Source organism: Pseudoalteromonas ardens (assembly GCF_030125445.1).
Classification (GTDB): domain Bacteria; phylum Pseudomonadota; class Gammaproteobacteria; order Enterobacterales; family Alteromonadaceae; genus Pseudoalteromonas; species Pseudoalteromonas ardens.
This window is the reverse complement of sequence record NZ_JASJUV010000002.1, coordinates 1,242,746-1,265,074: the sequence shown is the minus strand read 5'-3', so window position 1 is coordinate 1,265,074 and position 22,329 is coordinate 1,242,746. Positions and strand designations below refer to the sequence as shown.

Annotated in this window: 21 protein-coding genes and 7 tRNA genes; 19 read left to right on the top strand and 9 right to left on the bottom strand. The window is 47.4% G+C overall.

Going from position 1 to position 22,329, the window contains the following annotated elements; all coding sequences use genetic code 11:
- Positions 1–52 precede the first annotated feature (52 nt).
- A complete protein-coding gene (gene syd, locus QNM19_RS10605; RefSeq protein ID WP_049864935.1) occupies positions 53–598 on the top strand; it encodes a SecY-interacting protein in 546 nt (181 codons plus the stop codon).
- 38 nt (positions 599–636) lie between these two features.
- Here syd and QNM19_RS10600 read toward each other — a convergent pair whose 3' ends face one another.
- The 3 genes from QNM19_RS10600 to QNM19_RS10590 all read right to left on the bottom strand — a co-directional run bounded on the left by QNM19_RS10600 (position 637) and on the right by QNM19_RS10590 (position 2,075).
- Positions 637–1,410 carry a Zn-ribbon-containing protein gene (locus tag QNM19_RS10600; RefSeq protein WP_049864926.1) on the bottom strand — a complete coding sequence of 258 codons (774 nt, stop codon included), beginning with the start codon at positions 1,408–1,410 and terminating at the stop codon, positions 637–639.
- 1 nt (position 1,411) lies between these two features.
- Positions 1,412–1,687 (bottom strand): hypothetical protein, encoded by a 276-nt coding sequence (locus QNM19_RS10595; RefSeq protein WP_049864925.1) that lies wholly within the window; start codon positions 1,685–1,687, stop codon positions 1,412–1,414.
- 160 nt (positions 1,688–1,847) lie between these two features.
- Entirely contained in the window at positions 1,848–2,075 is a 228-nt protein-coding gene (locus QNM19_RS10590) for a DUF2789 domain-containing protein (RefSeq protein WP_049864924.1), read from the bottom strand.
- A gap of 104 nt (positions 2,076–2,179) precedes the next feature.
- On the opposite strand from QNM19_RS10590, the gene QNM19_RS10585 reads away from it, so the two are divergent.
- Positions 2,180–2,836 (top strand): GNAT family N-acetyltransferase, encoded by a 657-nt coding sequence (locus QNM19_RS10585; RefSeq protein WP_010382773.1) that lies wholly within the window; start codon positions 2,180–2,182, stop codon positions 2,834–2,836.
- A 1,197-nt stretch (positions 2,837–4,033) separates the two neighbouring features.
- Here QNM19_RS10585 and QNM19_RS10580 read toward each other — a convergent pair.
- Positions 4,034–4,336, bottom strand: a complete 303-nt coding sequence (locus tag QNM19_RS10580; protein WP_049864923.1) for a DUF3301 domain-containing protein — start codon at positions 4,334–4,336, stop codon at positions 4,034–4,036.
- Complete coding sequence (locus tag QNM19_RS10575) at positions 4,333–5,364, bottom strand: DUF3549 family protein (protein WP_049864934.1); 1,032 nt, start codon at positions 5,362–5,364, stop codon at positions 4,333–4,335. The genes QNM19_RS10580 and QNM19_RS10575 overlap by 4 nt, the downstream gene beginning before the upstream one ends.
- A 134-nt stretch (positions 5,365–5,498) precedes the next feature.
- Between QNM19_RS10575 and QNM19_RS10570 the strand changes: the two genes are divergently transcribed.
- The 3 genes from QNM19_RS10570 to QNM19_RS10560 are packed head-to-tail and all read left to right on the top strand — an operon-like array spanning position 5,499 to position 6,994.
- Positions 5,499–5,810: a YqcC family protein gene (locus QNM19_RS10570; protein WP_049864922.1), complete on the top strand. Its 312-nt coding sequence runs from the start codon at positions 5,499–5,501 to the stop codon at positions 5,808–5,810.
- 6 nt (positions 5,811–5,816) lie between these two features.
- Entirely contained in the window at positions 5,817–6,551 is a 735-nt protein-coding gene (gene truC / locus QNM19_RS10565; protein WP_049864921.1) for a tRNA pseudouridine(65) synthase TruC, read from the top strand.
- The gene (locus QNM19_RS10560) at positions 6,551–6,994 is read left to right on the top strand and encodes a flavodoxin domain-containing protein (RefSeq protein ID WP_049864920.1); all 444 of its coding nucleotides are present in this window, start codon (positions 6,551–6,553) and stop codon (positions 6,992–6,994) included. Before truC ends, QNM19_RS10560 begins: the two co-directional genes overlap by 1 nt.
- 57 nt (positions 6,995–7,051) lie before the next feature.
- Here QNM19_RS10560 and QNM19_RS10555 read toward each other — a convergent pair whose 3' ends face one another.
- Positions 7,052–8,614 carry a lytic transglycosylase gene (locus QNM19_RS10555; RefSeq protein ID WP_284026680.1) on the bottom strand — a complete coding sequence of 521 codons (1,563 nt, stop codon included), beginning with the start codon at positions 8,612–8,614 and terminating at the stop codon, positions 7,052–7,054.
- A gap of 102 nt (positions 8,615–8,716) precedes the next feature.
- A complete protein-coding gene (gene gloB / locus QNM19_RS10550) occupies positions 8,717–9,496 on the bottom strand; it encodes a hydroxyacylglutathione hydrolase (protein ID WP_284026679.1) in 780 nt (259 codons plus the stop codon).
- 51 nt (positions 9,497–9,547) lie between these two features.
- On the opposite strand from gloB, the gene QNM19_RS10545 reads away from it, so the two are divergent.
- Entirely contained in the window at positions 9,548–10,300 is a 753-nt protein-coding gene (locus tag QNM19_RS10545; RefSeq protein WP_284026678.1) for a class I SAM-dependent methyltransferase, read from the top strand.
- Between the two features lie 4 nt (positions 10,301–10,304).
- Here QNM19_RS10545 and rnhA read toward each other — a convergent pair whose 3' ends face one another.
- Positions 10,305–10,772: a ribonuclease HI gene (rnhA, locus tag QNM19_RS10540; RefSeq protein ID WP_010382760.1), complete on the bottom strand. Its 468-nt coding sequence runs from the start codon at positions 10,770–10,772 to the stop codon at positions 10,305–10,307.
- A 69-nt stretch (positions 10,773–10,841) separates the two neighbouring features.
- Between rnhA and dnaQ the strand changes: the two genes are divergently transcribed.
- The 12 genes from dnaQ to QNM19_RS10480 all read left to right on the top strand — a co-directional run bounded on the left by dnaQ (position 10,842) and on the right by QNM19_RS10480 (position 17,679).
- Entirely contained in the window at positions 10,842–11,552 is a 711-nt protein-coding gene (gene dnaQ, locus QNM19_RS10535) for a DNA polymerase III subunit epsilon (protein ID WP_049866155.1), read from the top strand.
- A gap of 86 nt (positions 11,553–11,638) precedes the next feature.
- Positions 11,639–12,985, top strand: coding sequence for a TIGR03503 family protein (locus tag QNM19_RS10530; RefSeq protein ID WP_284026694.1), 1,347 nt, complete (start codon positions 11,639–11,641; stop codon positions 12,983–12,985).
- A gap of 107 nt (positions 12,986–13,092) precedes the next feature.
- Positions 13,093–13,169, top strand: a tRNA-Asp gene (locus tag QNM19_RS10525).
- A gap of 27 nt (positions 13,170–13,196) precedes the next feature.
- Positions 13,197–13,273: transfer RNA gene (locus QNM19_RS10520), tRNA-Asp, on the top strand.
- A gap of 27 nt (positions 13,274–13,300) precedes the next feature.
- A tRNA-Asp gene (locus QNM19_RS10515) sits at positions 13,301–13,377 on the top strand.
- A 35-nt stretch (positions 13,378–13,412) separates the two neighbouring features.
- A tRNA-Asp gene (locus QNM19_RS10510) sits at positions 13,413–13,489 on the top strand.
- Between the two features lie 87 nt (positions 13,490–13,576).
- A tRNA-Asp gene (locus tag QNM19_RS10505) sits at positions 13,577–13,653 on the top strand.
- A gap of 37 nt (positions 13,654–13,690) precedes the next feature.
- Positions 13,691–13,767 (top strand) — tRNA-Asp (locus tag QNM19_RS10500).
- 32 nt (positions 13,768–13,799) lie between these two features.
- Positions 13,800–13,876: transfer RNA gene (locus QNM19_RS10495), tRNA-Asp, on the top strand.
- A gap of 1,314 nt (positions 13,877–15,190) precedes the next feature.
- Positions 15,191–15,877, top strand: coding sequence for a hypothetical protein (locus QNM19_RS10490; protein ID WP_049866157.1), 687 nt, complete (start codon positions 15,191–15,193; stop codon positions 15,875–15,877).
- Positions 15,874–16,794 (top strand): hypothetical protein, encoded by a 921-nt coding sequence (locus QNM19_RS10485; protein WP_284026677.1) that lies wholly within the window; start codon positions 15,874–15,876, stop codon positions 16,792–16,794. The genes QNM19_RS10490 and QNM19_RS10485 overlap by 4 nt, the downstream gene beginning before the upstream one ends.
- Before the next feature lie 114 nt (positions 16,795–16,908).
- On the top strand, positions 16,909–17,679 hold the full coding sequence (locus tag QNM19_RS10480) for a substrate-binding periplasmic protein (RefSeq protein WP_284026676.1): 771 nt from the start codon (positions 16,909–16,911) through the stop codon (positions 17,677–17,679).
- Between the two features lie 10 nt (positions 17,680–17,689).
- Here the strand turns inward: QNM19_RS10480 and QNM19_RS10475 are convergent, their stop codons facing one another.
- Positions 17,690–19,717, bottom strand: coding sequence for a winged helix-turn-helix domain-containing protein (locus tag QNM19_RS10475; RefSeq protein WP_049865009.1), 2,028 nt, complete (start codon positions 19,715–19,717; stop codon positions 17,690–17,692).
- A 274-nt stretch (positions 19,718–19,991) separates the two neighbouring features.
- Between QNM19_RS10475 and QNM19_RS10470 the strand changes: the two genes are divergently transcribed.
- The gene (locus QNM19_RS10470; RefSeq protein ID WP_049865013.1) at positions 19,992–22,259 is read left to right on the top strand and encodes a DUF5916 domain-containing protein; all 2,268 of its coding nucleotides are present in this window, start codon (positions 19,992–19,994) and stop codon (positions 22,257–22,259) included.
- The last annotated feature ends 70 nt before the right edge of the window (positions 22,260–22,329 follow it).

Here is a 22,329-nt window from a genome sequence, read left to right as displayed (position 1 = left end):
TTAGTAGTTACAATGGCCCCGATTATAGCGAATAATGAGCGAAAATAGCAGTATGAGCGTGAGCACTTTGATCCTCGAACTTCATGATAAATTTGCCAACTCGGTACAGCAGACCCACGGTCACTGGCCATTGATCGAACATGACGCACAATGGCCCAGCCCTTGTGAAACCGGTGAGCCAAGAGGCGATGGCCTGATTGCCTGGCAAGCCGTGTCCAGAAATCCGGGCGGTGATTTGACTGCACTGGCCAGTGCGCTGGAAACTCAGTTTAGCCCTGAATTAAATGCGTTTTATGGTACAGCGTATGGTGGCAATATTGTGGCTAAGCTGGATGGAGAAGAGGTTGAACTGCTGCAAGCCTGGAATGAAGAAGATTTCGAGCGCTTACAACAGAATATCACCGGGCATGTGTTAATGAAGCGCCGCCTGAAGCAAGCTGATACCGTTTTTATTGGTTTGACTGCGCACGAAGATGTCTTAATTACAGTGCAACTCAGTACGGGTGAAGTATGTCTTGAACGCGTGGGTAAGGCGCCACATACAGTGCTGGCGCCCAGTCTGAGTGCGTTTCTGACTCAGCTGATCTCGCAGTTTTAAGCTATATCAGGAGGTGGCGAGGGCCACCTCTTGTGTCTTTACTGGAAATCCCAGGAAATATTGGAAACTAGTTCACAGGCATCACATTTGAAATCGAAAATGCCAAACCAGGGCTCATCTAACGTCCACTGTGCGCCGCAGCTCGGACACAAACGAGCTTTTTCCTGTGCCAGACTCTCACCCCCAACCCGATACAAGTAATAGTAAACCGGCTTTTTGGTGAGATAACGGATCCGCTTACTGAGGTCCAGGCCCCGGCGGGTGAGATCGCTGTCCAGGCTGGTTAACTCATTGAGGGCGGCAAACTCGCAGCGTGTTGCGCCATTAATTTGGATCTGATCACAAGCCTGCCAGTCTTCTTGCCATTTTATCAGTGCTTTATAATCGCCATTGGCAATGGCCGGGATCTTGTACAGAGGCACAGGCTGAAAATCATCACCACAATACAATGGGCTACAGGTGTGTACATAGGTTGTATAGAGAATATAGCTGGACGGAGATTGGCATTGATCTGCGCCATTGGCATGAATATCCTGGCCTATCACTTTGACTTTAGGTGCTAACAACCCCGCCTGCTGAAGTTGATCAATGGCGTGCTTAACGAATGGGCTGTGATGCAGAGGGTGCAGTGCATCTTCAAGAGGACACATCACCCGGGTGACAAAAAAGCCTTCTTTTAAAACGGTGGGAAATTCATCGCCAATGATTTGGCCATTAAAACGCAACGCGTTAACCACTCGGTTGATAGCCTGCTCTGCTTGCTCAAGCGTGGTGTCCTGATAACAGTCAAAAGTGAGATCAACTACGAACATCTTAACGAGACTCCAGCAGAGCAAGTAATTTATCCAGTTTCGCTTCGATGCGATCTAACTGAGTCTGTGCGCTGTCTTGTTCAGGCGACTGGGTACTTTGCTTTGGCTGTTCGTCTAGTGCTGAGAGCAGATCGGGATTATTTTTATAAGCCGTCAGTCCCGCAATGATCAAGGGCATTGCAACGGGCTCAGCCAGTTTGGCTTTGGTGGTGGCAACGGTAGGGGTTTTGCCTTGCGCAACGAGTGCGGCAATTGCGTTCAAAACTGCGGGGTGCATAAAGCGGCCTCTGGAAATTAAAACTCAGCGCATTGTATCACCTAAGCAGCCACAACATCACCAGTAAAAAGATGCAGCTCGTATTTGTGAGATGACACATGTGTTTAGCACAGCATGTACAGGGTATAGCGCCAGTTATCGCCAGTATGGCCAACTTTGTTTAACGTAACCTTGCATCCAGCTCATCGATTATTTCACTCCAGTCAGCATCTTCTCTGAGTGACTCTTCAATAAAGTGCTTTTGTCCTTGGTTCCAAAACGGGGCTTCAGCCAAAAGCATATCGCTGGGCAGTGTGTTCTGACTAAAAAATGCTTTTATGCCTGCATCACTGTTGTCTAATCCAAGCTGAGCGAATAAGTTTTTTAGGTTATGTGCACTGGTATCCATATGCCCTCTGGTTGTTTAAAAAGTACGCTATAACTATAGTAGATTTACCACACCGACAAGTAAAAATCGTCGGATAATCACAACAAAAAACACAAGGACTTACCATGACAAACTCAACGACCAGTGCGCAGCTAACCATTAAACATTTATCCCCGGAAGACAGCAGGGTGGCAGCCAGTCTGTTATACAGAGCCTACCATGATGACAAGTTATTCAAAGATGTGCTGGGTGGTGCGGATGAACAAACTTATGAATCACGACTACGTGCTTTGATCCGTGAGGAGTTGTCTTGCTTCGGTCAGTCTGCTCAACCTCTAATTGGTCTTTACCAGGAAGAAGATTTGCTGGCGATTGCCTGTGTGTTTGAAGCTCAGACAGAGCTGCAAGCATCGCGACGCTGGGACTGGCGTTTGCGGTTAATGATGAGCGCAGGATACTTGCAAACTCAGCAATTAATAGACAAAGAAAAAACCATACGGGAGGCACTGACGGACTGTGGACACTATTATTTTCTTTCGTTTATTGCCGTAGAGCCACACTATCAGGGTCAGGGACTGGGACACCATTTACTGGATGCACTGGACGAATTAGTTAAAGAAAACCCCCTGGCCAGCGGTCTCGGGGTATTTGTGTCTGAGGCCGAACAGAACTTCTTTTTTAGCCAGCATGGTTATGAAAAACTTCAGGTTTTAACCTTCAAATCAGTACAGGGTGAACTGCTGTTTAAGACTCGAACCGCCATTATGGAAAAAAGCCTGTGAGACTTTTCTCACATGAATGTAGGTCAAGGCGTTTTAGCGCCGGTGTTTTAGCCCTCTCTTTCTGTTTAAGTATTTGAAATTAAATGTTTTTGTGATTATTTCAAGAAGGTGACGAAAAAAAGTGTGAGAAAAAGCGTCTTTCCCATTATTCAGGATTGCGTAAACTTAATCGTGTTCAAGGACGGAAGGACATTAGCGCCAGGAAAGGGTGAAGCGGACAGAGTCGGGAATGGCTCAGGAAACATCGGGAAGATGTTTAACAGCGGAAGTCAGGAGCGCTTAGGATAAGCGAAGTGGACAGAGTCAGGATGGCTCAGGAAACATCAGGAAGATGTTTAACAGCGGATGTCAGGAGCGCTTAGGATAAGCGAAGTGGACAGAGTCAGGATGGCTCAGGAAACATCAGGAAGATGTTTAACAGTGGATGTCAGGAGCGCTTAGGATAAGCGAAGTGGACAGAGCCAGGATAGCTCAGGAAACATCAGGAAGATGTTTAACAGTGGAAGTCAGGAGCGCTTAGGATAAGCGAAGAGGACAGAGTCAGGATGGTTCAGGAAACATCAGGAAGATGTTAAACAGCGGAAGTTAGGAGCGCTTAGGATAAGCGAAGTGGACAGAGTCAAGGGAGACTCAGAAACATCAGGAAGATGTTTAACAAAGGAAGTTAGGAGCGCTTAGGATAAGCGAAGTGGACAGAGTCAAGGGAGACTCAGAAACATCAGGATGATGTTTAACAAAGGAAGTCAGGAGCGCTTAGGATAAGCGAAGTGGACAAGGTCAGGATGGCTTAGGACACAAAAAGGACGTTGTTTATAAAAGGAATAGGGAAGACAAGTCGAGCGGTGTGGCAGAGCGCGCATCAGTCGACAAAGGATGTGCTTGGATGCGGTAAGGATATCTACAGGATGTAACCTATCGGATGAAGTCAGGGAAGAAGATCGGGTATGTCGGGATGTATACCCGTTCAGGGGATGATGAAGCTTGGCGGCTTGCTAGTTTGTTGTAGGCAGAGGAATTGGATACCTCCCAGGAAATTCGTCAGATTGGGGCGTAGCACAAGGGTTACGCCTTGGTTTTTTTGCGTTGTCAACGCACACTTCAAAACCACTTTTTATTTTCAGCTCCCACCACATATTAGAGTAATCATTTTTGACCCTCCAAAAAAACGCACTTTAATCTGTCACCCGACTATGGACGTTACAGCATGCGGTGGGGTGGAACATCCATTTTTTTCAGGCGAAGGTTCTCAAGGTGCATAGTGCCGGTGTAAGCACTTTGCTGATCTGAACTGAATTCAAAGGCAAATTGGCTTTTTATTCCCAGTTTTCCGTTACTCAGGACACCGAGTCTACGTTTTACACAGGCGACACTGAGTAACTGGACATTGAGCTTTTCTGCTTGTCCTACAGCATGTTGTTGTGCCGCTTCAGCAATCTGACGGCCAAACCAAAAGAACGCAATGACTGCGCCAATAAGAATAAAAAGCCAAAGAGTGATCATCGTTTAAATAGCCTGCCTATTGCTCTGGACAGTGTTTCACTGCGATTTTCTGTTCTAAGTAGAGCTAAGACATGTGGGCGTAATGTTGGAATTGCAACCAGGTCGGCGAAAATGCTTTCAAATAAGCCATCTACTTCAGTGTTATGCGCTGCACTGTCCATGAGTTTAATGAGCCTTGTTGAGTCAGTCAGTGTTTCCCAGCAGCGTCCGGTAATGGTGAGTTGCAGATCGGCCTGTGCAGCCAGTGGCGAGTCTAATATAGTATCAACAGCATCAGCGATGAGCCCGAGACTATGGCTACCTGATAATGCTCTGAGGTGATTGATACACGCCGTTAAATCTTGATCGTTCACGGCTTGTTTCAGGCCACCTAATAAGTGCTCGGTTAGCTCAACACCAATGGCAACATGTTCTAACATGGCCGCCAGAGGCGACTGAACTTCCTTAGGTAATTGTGACCAGTGGGTCTTGAGATTGTTCTGGTTGTTACCATGCTCCAGGCGCATGGCAAAGTCAGCCAGACCTTGTACTGCCAGGTTTTGCCACTGATCCAAGCCCATTTTTCCAGCGATATAGAGCTCAGCATATTCATAGTATTGCGAGGCAGGTCGCTTGAGCTCTGTTTTCAGTAACGCATTAAATGCGGCTAGTTTATTGGCATTGGGTGCATAGACATAGGGGTTGTTATCCAGTTTACCTTGTGCCGCTTCGCCGGTGAGCTGAGTGCCTAAGGCCTCGATAACCATAGAGGCAAAGTGGTCACGGCTGGCAGCAACCAGTTTACTCTGTTCATCCAGTGGTAACTTCAAAAACCACACATAGGGGTCCTGGGTTGCCTGGTTGTCCCAAAACTGAATCGCTAATAATGCATGGCCAGCAAGTGGGTAAGGGTAGGGTACCTGAGTGGTTTCTATTTGCGCAAACTGCTTTTTATCGATTTTGGTTATGCGACGGCCAATATCATAGGCGCGCCATTGCGTGCCTGCTGAAGTTAGTAGTTCACCTAAAGTCGTAATTTGCGCTGTCATTTTCATCTCACTTAATTGCGTTGAAGCGCGATTATAACTTTATTCTTGGTGACTGATAAGGGTGACCATAAAGATACAAACGCCCGGGTCAGATCGGGTATAATGGGGCTTTTGTATTTGTCTGAGGAAGCACTATGGATCACCCAGTATGGCAACTGCTTGATGAGCTCGAACACACGTTGCGCCAGGCTAAACTTTGGCAGGCAGAGCCCGTTTCGGAACAGGCGTTACAGTCTACTCAGCCATTTTGCTGCGATACGTTACGGTTTGAGCAGTGGTTACAGTTTGTTTTTATCGTCAAGATGCGTACTCTATTGCAAAACGGCGCACCTTTACCTGCCAATATGGCCATCGCGCCCATGGCAGAAGTCAGCTTAGCGCAACACCACCAGTTTAACGCATTGCTGGGTGTTTTACAGCGCCTAGACTCAGCTGTTTCGGAGTAGGCCCGAATGTTAGAGATCATTTATCAGGATGAACATTATGTGGCCATTAATAAACCCTCAGGTTTACTGGTTCATCGCTCGTTTCTAGACAAACGTGAAACGCAGTTTGCGATGCAGATGCTCAGGGACCAGCTGGGGCAGCATGTGTTCCCAGTGCACAGACTTGACCGGCCGACTTCCGGTGTTTTGTTGTTTGCGCTGAGCTCCGAGGCAGCGCGTGATATGAATCAGATCTTCATCGACGGCACGGTGCAAAAGCGCTATCTGGCTTTGGTGCGTGGCTTTGCGCCGCAAGATGTTTATGTTGATAAACCTTTGAAAGAGCAGCTTGATAAAATTGCTGATAAGTTTGCTGATCAGGATAAAGCGCCACAGGAAGCACAAACTCAGTTCAACTGTTTGCATCAGGCAACGCTCAATATACCGTTGGGGAAATATCCCAGTATTCGTTACTCTCTCGTCGAGTGTTTTCCAAAAACGGGTCGTAAACATCAGATCCGCCGCCACCTTAATCACCTTAATCATCCGATAATTGGTGATGTGAATCATGGTGATAATAAGCAAAACCACTTTTTTCAGGGGCATTTTGGTATTCGTCGGTTGATGTTATTTGCAACTGAGCTAAAGTTTTTGCATCCTTATAGTCAACAACCCATCACCATTCGCGCCAGTCTGGGAGAAGAAATGTTGAACCTATGCAAGCAACTGGGCTGGCCAGACACAGAAAAGGACTATCTATAATGGCATCCATTACGCTTTTTGTTGGTTCAGTATTTGGCAATGCAGAAAATTTAGCCTCTGAGGTTAAAAACGACATTGAACAGCAAGGGCATAGCGCAGTGATTGCTGAAGAACCTACGCTCGAGCAGGTCAAATCAGCGGATAATTTACTGTTTATTTCTTCAACAACCGGGCAAGGCGATATCCCGGAAAATTTGCTATCCTTAGTTTTGCAAATGCAAAGTCAGTTTCCCATGCTGACGGGGAAAACCGTAGGGGTTGTTGCGTTGGGCGACAGTAGTTACGGTGACACCTTTTGTGGTGCCGGGCGTCAGATAGATGCGCTAGTTCAGGAGCTCAATGCCACAGTGACAGAGCCGCGGCTGGATGTGGATGCGTGTGAGCATTTTGAGCCTTATGAGGCGGTCGCCCCCTGGCTACAGAAATGGTTGCAACACCTGTGATAAAGGCGTGATGCCCAGAGCCAATAAAAAAGCCGCTGTTGTCAGCGGCTTTTAACGCTATGACCGTTTTACATCAACGGTCAGTTTCAGCTTTTGACCTGGGTAGAGGTACTTCTGACCCGCAAGCTTGTTCCACTTTACGATTTCACTGACAGTGAGGTTAAACTTGGCTGCTATCCGTGCCAGGGAGTCTCCTTTACGTACCTTATAGGTAATGGTGCGCTCGGTCGTGTTTGCGACGGGCTGAGTGGTACTCTGACTCTGATAAATGGTGAGTTTTTGCCCCAGCTTAAGCACTGCATTGGCTTTGAGTTTGTTCCATTTGGCAAGTTGCGCCACGGTGACGTCATACTCGCGGCTGATATCCCATAAGGTATCGCCACTGGTGACCGTATGGGTTTTTTTGTTACGTGTTGCTTTGTTCGCTGCGCTGCGCACGGCAGCTGGTAAATGTTCGCTTTGTAACTCGCCGTCGCTCAGCGGGACCAGCAGTTTTTGGCCAACCCGGATCATGTGTGAATCCAGTTTATTCAGTGAACGGATCGCACTGGTGCTGGTGGAAAACTTCTTGGCAATCACAGACAAACTATCACCGCGCGCAACGGTGTAGTATTGCCAGCGCAGACGATCTTTGACTGGTGTACTGGCAAGACGGGTTTGAAATGCTTCGATTTTATCTGCTGGCAGCAACAGGGTATGTGGCCCATTCGGATCGGTGGCCCAGCGGTTAAAACCTGGGTTCAGACGATAAAGCTCCGTGAGCGACATGTCGGCCATTTCGGCGGCTAACGCCAAATCGATTTGTGATCCTACTTCGACGGTATCAACCACTTGCGCATTGATGATCTTGTTCCATTTGACATTAAACTCATCCTGACGTTTTAACAGATCTGACAGAGCAAGCAATTTAGGCACATAGGCTGTGGTTTCACGTGGCAAATCTAACGACCAGAAATCGGTTGGCAAATGCTTCTTACGATTCTTCCGGATCGCCTTGAGCAACCGTCCCTCTCCTGAGTTATAGGCCGCTATGGCATTAAGCCAGTCACCTTCGAGTGTCTTGTGCAGGTAGGTGAGATATTCCAGCGCGGCGCGAGTTGACTGAACGATGTCGCGACGACCGTCATACCACCAGTTTTGCTTAAGGTCGAACCGCTCTCCGGTTTGCGGCATAAACTGCCAGATCCCAGACGCGCTGCGGTGAGAATAACCGAACGGATCGAACGCACTTTCTACGATTGGCAGCAGTGCAATTTCAATCGGCATTTCGCGTTTCTCTACTTCTTCCACAATATAGTAGAGGTAAGGTTCGGCACGCTTCGAAATTCGATCCAGGTATGCCTGATGGCGCTGATAGTAGTTTCGTTCTGCCACAACGGGGCGGTTTTGTGGCACGTCAATAGACAACTGATAGCGGATCCGCTCCCAGACGTCGTCGAACACAGGTGGTGGCTCATCGGCTTCCACGGGTTCCTGAATGGCACTCATCAGAGTGTCGCTGATTTCAGCTGGACTGGCGTGATCCAGTTGTTCGGCTTGTTCAATTGTGGGGCTGTCGAACGTGGTTTGACAACCGCTCAACAGTGCTGATACTAACAGCAGCAAGAGAGGCTTTTTCATAAAACTCGGTCATTGATCCATTGTCAGGGTACGGTGCCGCAGAAAATCCACAGCTAAAACCCGTCAATGTTAACTGTTTAGTTGTAAAAATTAAAGCAGTGCCTAAAAATTATCCTTCCATTGCCTGAGCACGGCAAACCTTTGCCAGTCTTCCTCACAGTCAGTTTGTAACTCAGACGGTACAGTATCGAGCATATGTGGCAGGTTTGCCCGCATAAAAGGGTTGATGCTTAACTCACGTGCGATGGTGGTCGGCAAGGTCGGTAGTGCTTGTGCGCGTTGTTTCTGGCCCCACTCCTGCCATGTAGTAATGTCGATATTGTCTGGCTCTACCGCAGCGGCAAAAGCTAGATTAGCCTGCGTATATTCATGCGTGCAGTAAATTTTACACTCGAGAGGGAGCTGGGCAAGGGTTTGCATCGCACGCCACATCTGTGCCGGACTGCCTTCAAATAAACGGCCACAGCCTGCACTGAATAAGGTATCTCCGGTAAATGCCAGCTCAGTGCCCAGGTAGCAGATGTGGTCCAGTGTATGTCCCGGAGTATGAGCTATGGTAAAATCTAGTCCGGCAATGACGACCTTATCACCGTCGTTTAAAGGGTGTGTGATACCACCAAATGGTGTATTTTTGGGGCCATAGACGGGCAGGTTGCCATAGTGTGCCTGCAAAGGTGCGATGCCATCGGTATGATCCCAGTGATAGTGCGTGACTAAGATGCCTGCCAGCTGTTTGTGTTGTGCTGTGGCGAATTCAATAACGGGCTCGCTTTGTCCGGGATCCACAACCCACATTAAATTGCTATCAGACGGACATATTGCCCATATATAATTATCATTGTAGGCCTTGATGGGGTGGATATGCACTGCGACTTGCGCCATAACTCATTGCTCTATAAAGTGAAGGTGTAACAAGTATAGCGAGTGCGTATCATGAAACCAGCTCTAAGTTTTCAGCAGGGGCCGAAACCCTACCAGTGGCAGGACTTTCCACATGGAGATTATGTGCGCGCAAGCATAGAAAGACGGATGGCCCATTGGCTACCCCGAATGTTTGGCTACCATATGCTTAAGCTGGGCTGCCTGAGTGGTCAGCTGGATACGTCACAAAGCCCTATCAGTCACCAGATTTGTGTTGCGCCAGAGGGGGCACATGTTGGCGTGTTTGCAGAAATCGATGAGTTACCCTTTTATGAACACAGCGTAGACGCCTGCATTCTCAGCCAATGTCTGGAGTATCATTCTGATCCCCATCATATTTTACGCGAGGCACACCGAACACTGATCCCGGGCGGGTATATTGTGATCAGCGGGTTTAATCCATTTAGTTTGTGCGGACTTGCGCATTTACTGCCATTTAGCAAAGAAAAGCTGCCCTGGTCGGGACGCTTTTTTACCCCGTCCCGGGTTAAGGACTGGCTGGACCTGTTGGGATTTGAAATTCTTGCCGATGAGCGATTCGTCCATGCATCACTGGCAAGGGGCTCACGGTTGTCGCGTTTTGCGCCCTGGCGACGTTTTTGTCGTCATTACATGAAGCCGATGGGCAGTGTTTATTTACTGGTGGCCCGAAAACGGGTCGCGCCTTTAACGCCGATTAAACCCAAGTGGCATGCGCGCCCTAAATGGACGCCTGCGGTAAAAGGCGCGCGACTGAAACATAGCCGTAATCAGGAGCAAAGTTAATCGGTTACTCGCTCTGGTAACCGGTATCTTCTTGCAGATCCGCGCCGCCAGCAGCTTCGCGTGCCAGGTCGTCCACCAACTCATTGTACTTGTTGCCAGCATGGCCCTTAACCCAACGCCACTCAATGGTGTGGCGCTGAACTGCAGCGTCCAGCCGTTGCCATAAATCGACATTTTTAACCGGTTTCTTAGCGGCTGTTTTCCAGTTGCGCTTTTTCCAGTTGGCCAGCCAGGATTCGATCCCCTGTTTCACATATTGACTGTCGGTGTAAAGGATCACCTGGCATGGACGCTTGAGTGTTTCGAGTGCAACTATCGCTGCCAGCATCTCCATACGGTTATTTGTGGTAAGCCGATATCCGGCGTTGAGGGTCTTTTCATGACCTTGGTAACTGAGGTACACACCATAGCCGCCAGGACCCGGGTTGCCCAAGCAGGAGCCGTCGGTATAGATCTCTACGGATTTTTGCACGAATTTGCCTGTTTTTATGTAAAATACTCCAATAGACGCTAACCATAGCAAAGTTAGGCAATCGACGATATGCATAAAAGACAAATAGTACTGGATACAGAAACCACGGGCATTGACCCCAAAGAAGGTCATCGGATCATCGAGATCGGGTGTGTGGAATTAGTGAATCGTCGCCTGACTGGCAACAATTTCCATGTCTACATCAACCCACAACGTAGTATTGAAGAAGAGGCCATTGACGTTCACGGTATTACCAATGAGTTCCTGCGAGACAAACCTTTCTTCCATCACGTTGCGCAAGAGTTTTATGACTATATTCAGGGTGCCGAATTGGTGATCCACAACGCGCCGTTCGACGTCGGCTTTATGGATCATGAGTTTGCTATGCTTAATCAGGGGTTTGCAAAAACTCATGAGGTATGTGAGGTACTCGATACCCTGGTGATGGCGCGGGACTTGCATCCGGGTCAGAAGAACAGCCTTGATGCTTTATGTCGTCGTTATGATATAGATAACTCAAAACGAACATTGCACGGCGCTTTGCTGGATTCCGAGATCTTATCGGATGTCTACCTGGCTATGACAGGGGGCCAGAAGAAGCTTAACCTTGCTCAGCACAATGAGCAGGCGCAACAGGGCAGTGGCGGTGGGATCCGTCGCTTGAGTGCTGAGCGTGCGCCGTTGCATGTGGTGCTGGCGACGGCAGAAGAACTGGATGCGCATGAAGCGCGCATGGAGCTGGTTAATAAAGCCAGCGGGCAGAGTTTGTGGCAGCAGTAGCTGTACTCAGGCACGCACCTGTAGTGCGAGAGAACGATTAATTTATGATGAGGTAAAGTGGCATGCGGATCGGCTTAACAGGATTGATGTTGTTATATTGCGCAGTGTTTAGCGCGACGATGATGGCCGACACACCGCAAATTACGCTGCTTGAGCGAGACGGCAAGGTCAATGAAATCCCTTTACTGGATAACCGCTTTCGCATTGACCACAATGTTAAGAAAATTACGTTGTTGTTCTTTCGCGCCCCTGGTACGCCTGCCGTGGTGCTGGTTAAACCCGACGGCAGTAAATACTATGCCACCCATGCTATTGCTGACGAAAAGCTCGAATGGTATGACGAGATCAGTTATGACCTGGTGATAGTGACCGATCCTATTCCTGGCCCCTGGCAGGTACTAGGTCAGATCCGCCAGGACAGCCGGGTTATGGTGTTGGGGGATATTGAGTTGCAGGTTGACCCCTTACCGCCTTTGATATTTCGTGGTGAAATGCTGAAAATTCAGGGACAAGTTACCAACGATGGCCAGCCCGTCGATATTGGCTACTTCCGTGATGTCGTTACTCTGTATGTTGAGTTTGTTAGTACCAACAATGAGCAGTACGCTAACTTTGGCGCGGGCACGCAAAGTGTGGCCGAATTTAAAGATGATGGTCGGGAATTTGATGAGCGGCCACTGGATGGCATCTTTACTGGTGAATTTCGTCTGAATTTTCCAGCTGGTGAGTGGCAGCCCGAATTCTATATAGAAACGCCCATCCTCAAACGTCGTGTAGTGAAAGATCCTATCATTATTGCAGAGCCACCTTTTTCTTTTGAATTGATGCTGGCAGGGCAGGAAGACTTTGAGCACCAGTTGACTATCAGGTTGGAGTCCGAGGTGGTGAAACCGGAAACTGTGATCTTTCAGGGCAAAATCTTATATCCCAATGGTGAAGAGCAGATGTTCACCCTCAATGGCGAAGAACGTTTGTACCGCCAGCTGGCAATTAAAAACTATGACTGGGGTCGATACAGTGTGGAGCTGTCCGCCTTTGGTGAAAACATCAACGGCCGAGAGTTTATGGCCCGCCTGCCAGACTATAACTTTGAAATAGAACGCCCGATTGAAAAAGTACCGGAGTTACCTGAGTCAGAGCGGCCAACGCAGCGTGTGGTCGCGCCGCCTGAACCGGAGCCGGGTCTCAGCACAGGTGCCATCGTCGCCATTGTGGTTGTCGGTAATTTGCTGATCCTACTGCTGGGTTGGCTGGCCGTGCGCATTTTTGTACAGAAAAAGCCCATCAAATTAAAAATCAGCCTGCCCTTTATCGGTAAGAAAAAGCAGTTAGATTTGGAAGAGTTAGATCCGGATACAGAAAACTCTGGCAAACCAAGCTCAAAAAATGACAAATCAGCTGATATTTTGAACCTTTCGATGTCGGATGACTAAAAATCCCCGATTTTTTCAAAAAAGGTGTTGACTCTTAAGGGGGGCATTCGTATTATTCACGCCGCTGTCAGGGAGCACACCTGAACAGCGAGAGAACAAGATGCTGCGGAGTGGTAGTTCAGTTGGTTAGAATACCGGCCTGTCACGCCGGGGGTCGCGGGTTCGAGTCCCGTCCACTCCGCCACATACTTTTTCTCTATAAGCGCACGCTGGAGTGGTAGTTCAGTTGGTTAGAATACCGGCCTGTCACGCCGGGGGTCGCGGGTTCGAGTCCCGTCCACTCCGCCAATCGCTTATTCTGTGCAGTACTTCTTTGGAGTGGTAGTTCAGTTGGTTAGAATACCGGCCTGTCACGCCGGGGGTCGCGGGTTCGAGTCCCGTCCACTCCGCCAACATTTTTAAGAAGTACACCGAGCTAAACCACCGTGGAGTGGTAGTTCAGTTGGTTAGAATACCGGCCTGTCACGCCGGGGGTCGCGGGTTCGAGTCCCGTCCACTCCGCCATCTAGCCAGGGTTTAGTTTGGATTATCAGATTCAATGTAGTCTGAATTTATGACAAAACGACGTCACTAACATCGTTATTTACTCGTGGAGTGGTAGTTCAGTTGGTTAGAATACCGGCCTGTCACGCCGGGGGTCGCGGGTTCGAGTCCCGTCCACTCCGCCAACATTTTAACGAGTAAAAAATTGCATTATATCTCTGCGGAGTGGTAGTTCAGTTGGTTAGAATACCGGCCTGTCACGCCGGGGGTCGCGGGTTCGAGTCCCGTCCACTCCGCCATTTGATATAAGCATAAAAAGTCATACCACTGCGGAGTGGTAGTTCAGTTGGTTAGAATACCGGCCTGTCACGCCGGGGGTCGCGGGTTCGAGTCCCGTCCACTCCGCCACTTTTTATAAAGTTCAGTAAATCTCTGTTTTCTCATCCCAACAATATCCCTCTCTTAAACTTATCATTTTCTTAACCCTTATTTGATCCAAAGCCAAAATATTTAATATTGCTTTGCCCGGCTAGTAAAAAATAGTTTGTAATAAGTTCGCTATTTGTCTTCAGTGAGGCCGGTTATTGATGTTGTGTTTAATAGCACTGTGATCTCCGCTGAATTTGTCTGGACATTCTATATATAATCTGTAACTCAATTTGTAAGTACAAACTTACGGGCGCTATAAAATCATATAATATAGGCGTTTTGTCAGTTTATGTTCTGATGATTTGAGGTACATTTGGTTGTAACCCGTGTTGAGAGAATTGCTGAATTCAGCAGTTACAGTATTTAAAAATCACCAGAAAGAACTAGACGCAAAATGTCACTTTGATTCGCTAGCAGCTAATGCTGAATAGATGCGGACGGTGATATAGCTCAAAGACGCCATTGCTAAGCTGGAGCGCTGTGAGGAATACGGGATTACAGGTGGCGCTTTGATTAAAGTATTGCCTGCTACTTTTCGCTGTTGATTGAGACGTGATGCATTAAGGGGGGTTGTGAAAAAGTGGAAAATGCTATTTGGCTTTACAGCCTTCATCACTGTACTTGAGTTTATTGGCTTACTATTTAAAGAGCATATAGCTCTCAACACTTTTGTATCGCTCATATTGTACTGTTCAATACTAATACCTATGTATGCTTATGAGGTGGCAATTGGAAGCAAAGCGATAGCCATCCTAACTTTCGTACTTACTATTTTAGTTCCGGGTAGTTTGGTTTTTTGCGGGGAGTTGTATTTACAATTAAGTACTTTAGTTTAATTCAGCTGGTGTTTTCGCTGGGGACATTCGGCTTACTTTTGTATATATCCTATCTCGCTTTTATGTACGCATTTTGGTCTGATAGACTGCGGTTAAAAGAACGACAGTAAAGGACTGATAAGAAGTTGCAATGCTGGATTTTGATACTATGCGGATCAATTTTAAGCCTTCATATACTAACAATACCGCTAAGAAAATAAAAAATCATTTCGATCAAGATACTGATTGCCAGAAACATGCCTAGCCCCACCAAAATAAAGTTAGAAAAATTACAATATAGCTGAAAAGTAGAAGTGCTTTTTATAAAGTTCGATCTTGGCGTGGACGAAGCACTTTTATATTATCTTTTAATGTAAGATTGTGTTTATGAATTGATACATATTTTTACAATTGTGGTTGAATCCTGGTCTTTAAGCTCGTATATTCCTGTTTTTCACAGATAATGGACCTAAAAATAATGAAAAAAGTGTTTATTTTAATTGTGCTCTTCACAATATTTCTTACGGGGTGTAAATCCACTCCACAGCCTGCAGTTAGACTTAAGCCTGAGCTTCTCAATGAAAACACACGCATTGGCATATATGTAAATGAGATTGGCCCAGCGACAACCAGTATCCAGGGTGCAGACTGTTTACTGTGCTACGGTGTAGCAGTCGCCGCAAACTCTTCTTTGACCAGCCATTTAGAAAGCTTGCCAATGTCAGACATCGAGTCGGCAAAGCAAGTTGTTTATGATGGTTATAAGTCGAAGACATCACATGTCGAGTTTGTGAATCTTTCAAAAGATAAACTCAGTACGCTTAAAAAGTTTAGAGGTGAACTTGGCTTCGCAAAAAAAGATTATCGTTCACTTAAGAGTGAATTGAACATTGATGTTCTTGTGCTGCTTAATATTCACAGACATGGTGCATACAGAATGTATTCTGCATATGTTCCTGTAACCGATCCGCAAGGGTATGTTTCAGGTGTTCTTTATTCTGTTGACCTTGAAACAAATCAATATATTCAGTTTCAGCGATTTGAGAGAAAGATCCTCGTTGAAGGAGAGTGGGATGAGCCTAAACAACAGTTCCCGGGTGTGACAAATGCATACTATCAAGCCGTGGAAAAGGTAAAGTTAAGCCTTGGTAATATCTTCTTATGATAATAAAAAGTGCGAAACTTTGTATCGTTTTAGCGCTTGGACTTACAGCCCTGAGTGGCTGTAAGTCAGCTAAGAGAGACGATTATGTTGCAGCGGTAGAACTCAATAAAAGCAATTATATCGCCAAACATGATGTAAGACTTGTGCTAAACCCTGAAATGAATGCGGATATTAGAGGTCTTTACTCTCACAACCGATCTATAGAGCAAGGGTCTATGCTGTATGCAGGGACACCGGGTGCTGCATTAGTACAGGTTTTTGCGCATGCAGCAATAAACAGTTCACTACAAGAAAATAAATTATCACAGCAGCAAACTGCCGCGAACAAAGAAATTCAGTCTTTCAGGGACACAATCGGCGCCGTAAGTATTGGCACGTTGCTTAGCGCTGAATACCTTGAGAAAGTCGTTAGTGACGAAGTCGAAAACTCGAGCGCTGTTAATGTTAGGCCAATTTTCTTTGTTAGTGGTGATTTATCACACGTCTCACTTAAACTTGTGTCATGGATTAATGTACCTGGTAAGCCCAAAAAGAATACTAAACGTTATCAGAACATCATCGAAGTCCATGCGGAGCCCCTTAGTGACGAGGTGATCAGGCAAATACGTGAGGGGAGCAACAAAGCACAGCTAAGAGCAAAACTTTCTGGTATATTAAATCGCGCAATTATGAGTCTGCACGATGATCTTGTCGGTGCACATGGTAACAATACAGTACAGCAAACAATCAAAATAAAATCGGGGAATAGAACTCAGTTTATTCGCGGAAATATCATAACGAAGAGCTGTGACTATACTGTTTTGAAGAACCTGAGAAAGTGGATAATTCACTATCCGTCAAGCGTTGTTGCGAGTGAAATTAGCGACACTCAAGTCTGTAATGACACTCAGTTAGATGACATAACCGAGAGTTCATAACTCGTTGAGTAAAAAATCGAGCTGTTCATAGCTCGATTTTTTTATTAATTTGCCAGTAACACATTACTCTCCAACCTCCTATATTTATATCAAAGCCCCGTTTATGTACGCGGTATGATGCAAAAAATAGCTCTACTTATTTTGATATTTTTACTGCAGTTGGTTCAGGCAAGTGAACCTGTTCGCATTGCAACTGGGGAATATCCGCCATTTACCGGCAGTAATCTTGTTGACGATGGTTTTGTCAATCACCTAATACGCCAGGTACTTGCAGAGGCAGGGCTAAGCGCCGAGTTTACTTATTTGCCCTGGAAGCGCAGTTTCCAGGCTGCGCAGCAAGGTAAATATGACATGGCGTCTTACTGGGTTTGCGAACGCGAATACCAGCAACACTTTTATTGTAGCGATGAGCTCTATCGTGGCCAGCTGTTACTCTATTTCAGGGCTGACACGCCGTTGCCACAATGGCACAGCATTGACGATCTTAAGCCCTATCGGATAGGCGCGATTTTAGGATACGAATATGTACCAGAGTTTCACCAGGCGATGCAAAAAGGGGAGTTGGATGTGATTATGGTCAGTAATGACCGACTTAATCTGAACATGCTGCTTAATGATCGCGTCGATTTGATTTTGCTCAGTGATACAGCGATGCAAAGCTTACTGGCAGAACACTTCCCATCTATGCCGAAAGACCAGATACAGGCGCACCCTAAGCCTTTTTTAAACTACCGGGCGCATGTACTGTTTCCTAAATCTATTGCGAGCAGCAGCGCGTTGCGCACGCGTTTTAATGCCAGCCTGAAAGAGCTCAAAGCGTCAGGCGAGGTTGAACGTCAGTGGCAACGGCTGATCAATGGTGAGTTCATTCCTCAGCAGGATTGAGCTGTGGGTGCTAATTTGCTCCGGGTTTTTGGCTCAGCCGTTTAATGTCTCCTTCGACAGATTCCATCTTTGCAATCAGTAAAGTGCCATCCGCTGCGATGTCGTAGTGCCACAACAAGTTTTGCGTTTTCAGGAGTTCTGGCTGGGTATTGCCATCGAGTGACAAGCGCCAGATATGATCTGTCTTTGACCAGGCACTTTGCCAGTACAGGAAGCCATCTCTCAGCCTGGGGTTCGTCACCTGATGATAAGCCTGAGGCTTAAGCGTAGTGAGCGGCATGTCATTTTCAAACGTGCTTGCCAGATCTGCTGTGCGATAAATCATCGAGTCTTTAAAAATCAGCCAGTTTTGAGTTTGGTAGTCGTATAGCAATAGATCGGATGCGATAGCAATACGGCGTTTGAATTGCCCGCTTTTGGTGTAAATAACGACCTCATGGCCATCTGTGGCCCACAGGGTGTCAGTATCCAACCAGCCAAAGTGTCTGAGAGGGAGTGAAAGCTGAGGCGTAAAGGTTTTCTGCACGCCGGTGCGGTCGAGCAGTATTAATCGTGTTTCGCGATTGGCAAGGATGTAAGCGTTGTCAGGGCTCCAGGTGACAAAGTTCACGTAGTCACTGCCTTTGTGATGCGTGAGCTGAATAACCCGATCATGACTGTGCAGATAAATCTCGCAGGCGCCAGTGCGGCGTGACATAAAGGCGGTTTCGCCGAGGCTATTGGTAACTGGCAGATAGTCATGGCTTGAGCTCGAGAAAATTGGCAGATTGTCTTTGTCACGAATATTCACCTGCCAGCTTTCTGCGGCACTAAAGATGTTGCCCTCGTCATCAACACTCAGACTACTGAAGATCCCCTGCGGCGTGGCAATAACCGGGTATTCATGTCCATCGCGGGTGGTGGCAATCAGATTATGGTGCTTGCTGTTGTCATTGGTGATCATGCTGTGATGCTTAGGATCGTAGGCAATCAACCAGACAGGGTAAGACCAGCGCATCTGAACTTTACCGTCGAGGGTAACCAGGCGGCTGTGTTGACTGGCATCTTTGATCAGGTAGTAGGTCTGGTTGTCCCAGCCTCGTAGTGTTGTGATGAGCTTTTCATCGTCGTTCAGCTTGAGTGGAATAGAAATATATTTATTACTATCAATATTATACTGATAAGGAAGTGTCCCTGCTTGGGTGCGTACCGTGGCAATAAGCAGGGTGTCTGATTGCCAGCTTGGTGCCTGAATATGATAACAGGGGATGGCCTGCGACTGATTTAGTTGTTGCCCATGCGCATTGACAATCAATAGGGTACAGCCATCTCCCTGATATTGCCAAAATGCCAGCCAGTCTTTAGTGGGGTGCCAGGCTGGTTTGGCGACCCGGTCGTCAAAATGCAGGCGCTGAGTGACATTGCCTTGTTTATCTGAGATGACCAGGGTTTTAAAATCGTCAACATAGGCCAATAGCGGCAGCGTGGTGTGGGCTGCAACATCAAATTCCAGTCCCAGTTCATAGGTTATATCTTCGACTTCATACTGAGGAAGCGTGATTGGCTCAGGTACTGTGGAAAAGTAGGCGATGGCACTGAAGCACGCGGTGACGACTGGTATTGCCGCCATCAGTGCGCGCTTTTTGAATCTGATATGAGGATTGATCCCGGCGGCGCGCTGGATCTCAGTATCAGTATGCACGTTCAGTTGAGCGGTCGGCTGATGTCGTTCTACTGGCGCAATAAACACGTACCCACGTTTGGGCACCGTTTTGATAAAACGGGGTTGCCTGGCGCTGTCATTCAGCACCCGGCGTAATTTAGTCAGCAACTGATACAGGCTGTTAGATTCGACAATGGTGTCTGGCCACAATGCCTCATTCAGCGTTGAGCGTGACAGCACCTGATCCGGCGTGGAGACAAATAGCTCGAGTAGCCTGGCAACCTGAGGTTCTAATTTTACCGCCACCTGGCTGTCAGGCGCGCGCAATTCATCCTGGCTGGCATCAAACTGCCAGGACAGGAAGTGATAATGTTGAGCGCGTGTGGATGTTTCCATATTGGATCCTTTGTTGATGATTCCATGCCTGCAGTCTTTATCGGCGCTGTAACCGGGTTCTGGGCTCTGGCTTTTTTCATTGCATTCATTGTTATTTTTAAAACTCAGCAGCTGTTAGCTTAAGCCGGTCACGTATTATTAGCAGAAACTAACCTAGTTCAGAACAAAGTCAATAATCATCAGAGCTTGATCACGCTTCTTCAGGAAACTTTCAGCTTTTCTGTTGCGCCTTTCTGTTGCAATGAGTGCAGTCACTCATATCGGGAGCAGTCATATGAAGCAGTATTATCTCGCCTTGTGCATCAGTGGGGCATTGAGCAGTCAGGCGCTATGGGCAAATCAAACATACAACACACACATCAAGCTTAATGGTCGTCTGGACGAAGCATTGTGGCAAACCGCCCGACAATTTAATCGGTTTTACCAGGTGGTTCCGGCAACCTTAACTGAGCATACTGATAAGGTGCATGCCCGTGTATTGAGCGACCAGTCAGGTGTTTACATAGGTATTATTAATTATCAGGATGAGGCAAGTCGGCAGAAGCAGTTTAATATTCAGGATGCCTTTATGCAGGCCGAGTTTAACCGTATTGTTGTGGATTTTGCCGGTGATGGCAGTGGCGCGTATGAGTTTGCCGTTACCCTGGGCGGAGGGACCCAGGATGCTGTGCTCACGCCGCAGCTGACTAAGGACAGTGACTGGGATGGAGACTGGCAGTCGGCAACATTTGAAGCGGAAGATCACTGGTCCACAGAGGTGTTCATCCCGTGGCATACGGTGTCGTTTTATAATCCTGCACATAATGCGGACAGTGAGCTGGGAGAAATCGGCATATCTATTCAGCTTTATGATCTGAGTAAAAATTATATCTATGCAAATCAAAAACAAACGACCAGTAATAGCGATTTTTTCCTTGCCATGCCCAAGCTGGCATCGGCGATCCCCAGCCATAGTCAGTTGAGTTTTGTGCCGTATTTTAGTCATCAACAACACTTTGCCGACCAGGCCCCGGACAACAGCGACAGTGACGTGGGTTTCGATTTGTTTTATAAACCCAATCATCATCAAAAATTGTCGGTGGCGGTGAACCCGGATTTTGGTCAGGTGGACAGTGATGAAGTGGATATCAACTACAGCGCGGTTGAAACACTCCGCAGTGACAAGCGACCATTCTTTACCCAGGACATTGCGGTATTCAATGTTCAGGCGTTGCAGGATACTAAGCTTATCCACACCCGTCGAATTGGTGCGGGCAGCGATGATGGCAGTGAGTTTATTACACCCATAGATCTGGCTACCCGGTTTGTGCATCAGGGCGAAACGTTGCAAATGGGTGCCTTTGCAGTAAAAGAAAAGGACTTAGACAGTGATGCCGGTAAGCGCTTTTATGCCGCCCGGGCTAAATATAGACAAAAACACTGGCAGTCAGGATTACTGGCCACTTATACCGATCGACCCTGGCTGGATCGCAACGCATTAACCATGGCCTGGGACAGCCAATATCAAAGTGCAACCTGGTCGTTTCAGGGGGCGTTACTCGCAAGCCAGGTTGAGCACGTGAGCGAACAAACGGGCAATGGGGCCTCGATGCAGCTGGGATATCAGTTCTCGCCAAATACGAGTCTGGAAGGGCGTTACCTTAAGCTAAATAAAAGATTTAATAACAGTGATTTAGGATATTCTCAGCGGAACAATTGGCAGTATAGTGAGGCGAAGTTGAGTCATGCAATCAATACTCAGAGTCATTGGTTAGCACGTATTAAGCACTCACTTACGGTTCGTTATGAAGCTGACAGTGAGGGTTTGAAATTACCGGCCCGGCAGGCCTATCTCAGCCAATGGTTGCTGGCAAATGGGGGTCAGGTTGACTTTCATATTGACCGGATCAACGGTGGCTGGCAGGACAACATAGGTCGCCAGAGCCAGGCTTTCGAAGTGCCGGGTAATTGGGAAACCCGAGTCATGTATATCAGTCCCTACATAGGTAAATTCTCGTGGGCTGCCAGCTTTGAATATGATCAGGAAGGGTTTGAGGGGAGTGCGCAACAGTATGCTGTTGATTTGACCTGGTTACCACATCCAAACTGGACGCTTAAGTTTAATAACTTTTATCGCACCGGAGATGGCTGGCTGGTGGCAAGCGACACGGATCAGGTCACACAGTATGAACGGGATTTTTTCGTTAATAAAATTCAGGTCAGTGGCTTGATAACGGATAGGTTGGAGTTCTCCTCAACCCTCGAGTGGGCGGTACTGGAAGCGCGCAGTGACCAGGTTTTTGCGCTACAGGACCACCAGCGACAGTTATTAAATGGGGTAGACACCAGCTTTGAAGATCGCCGCTTGTCCAGTCAGTTTAAACTCCGTTACCGGATGGGCGCGCTGTCAGATTTGTTTCTGGTTTATCGTCGTGGCGCAGCGACAGGTGACAGGTTGCCCCGCAGCCAGATTGGCTCAGAGGCCTGGCTGGAGAGTGCAAAGCAGCTCTGGCAAGCCCCAATGCAGGATTCGGTATTGTTAAAAGTGCGCTATAAGTTCTGAGGGGCACTATACCCTTAGTTCTGCGTGAATATTTCTCAATTCACAGCCTGTGGACGAAACCGCATACTCA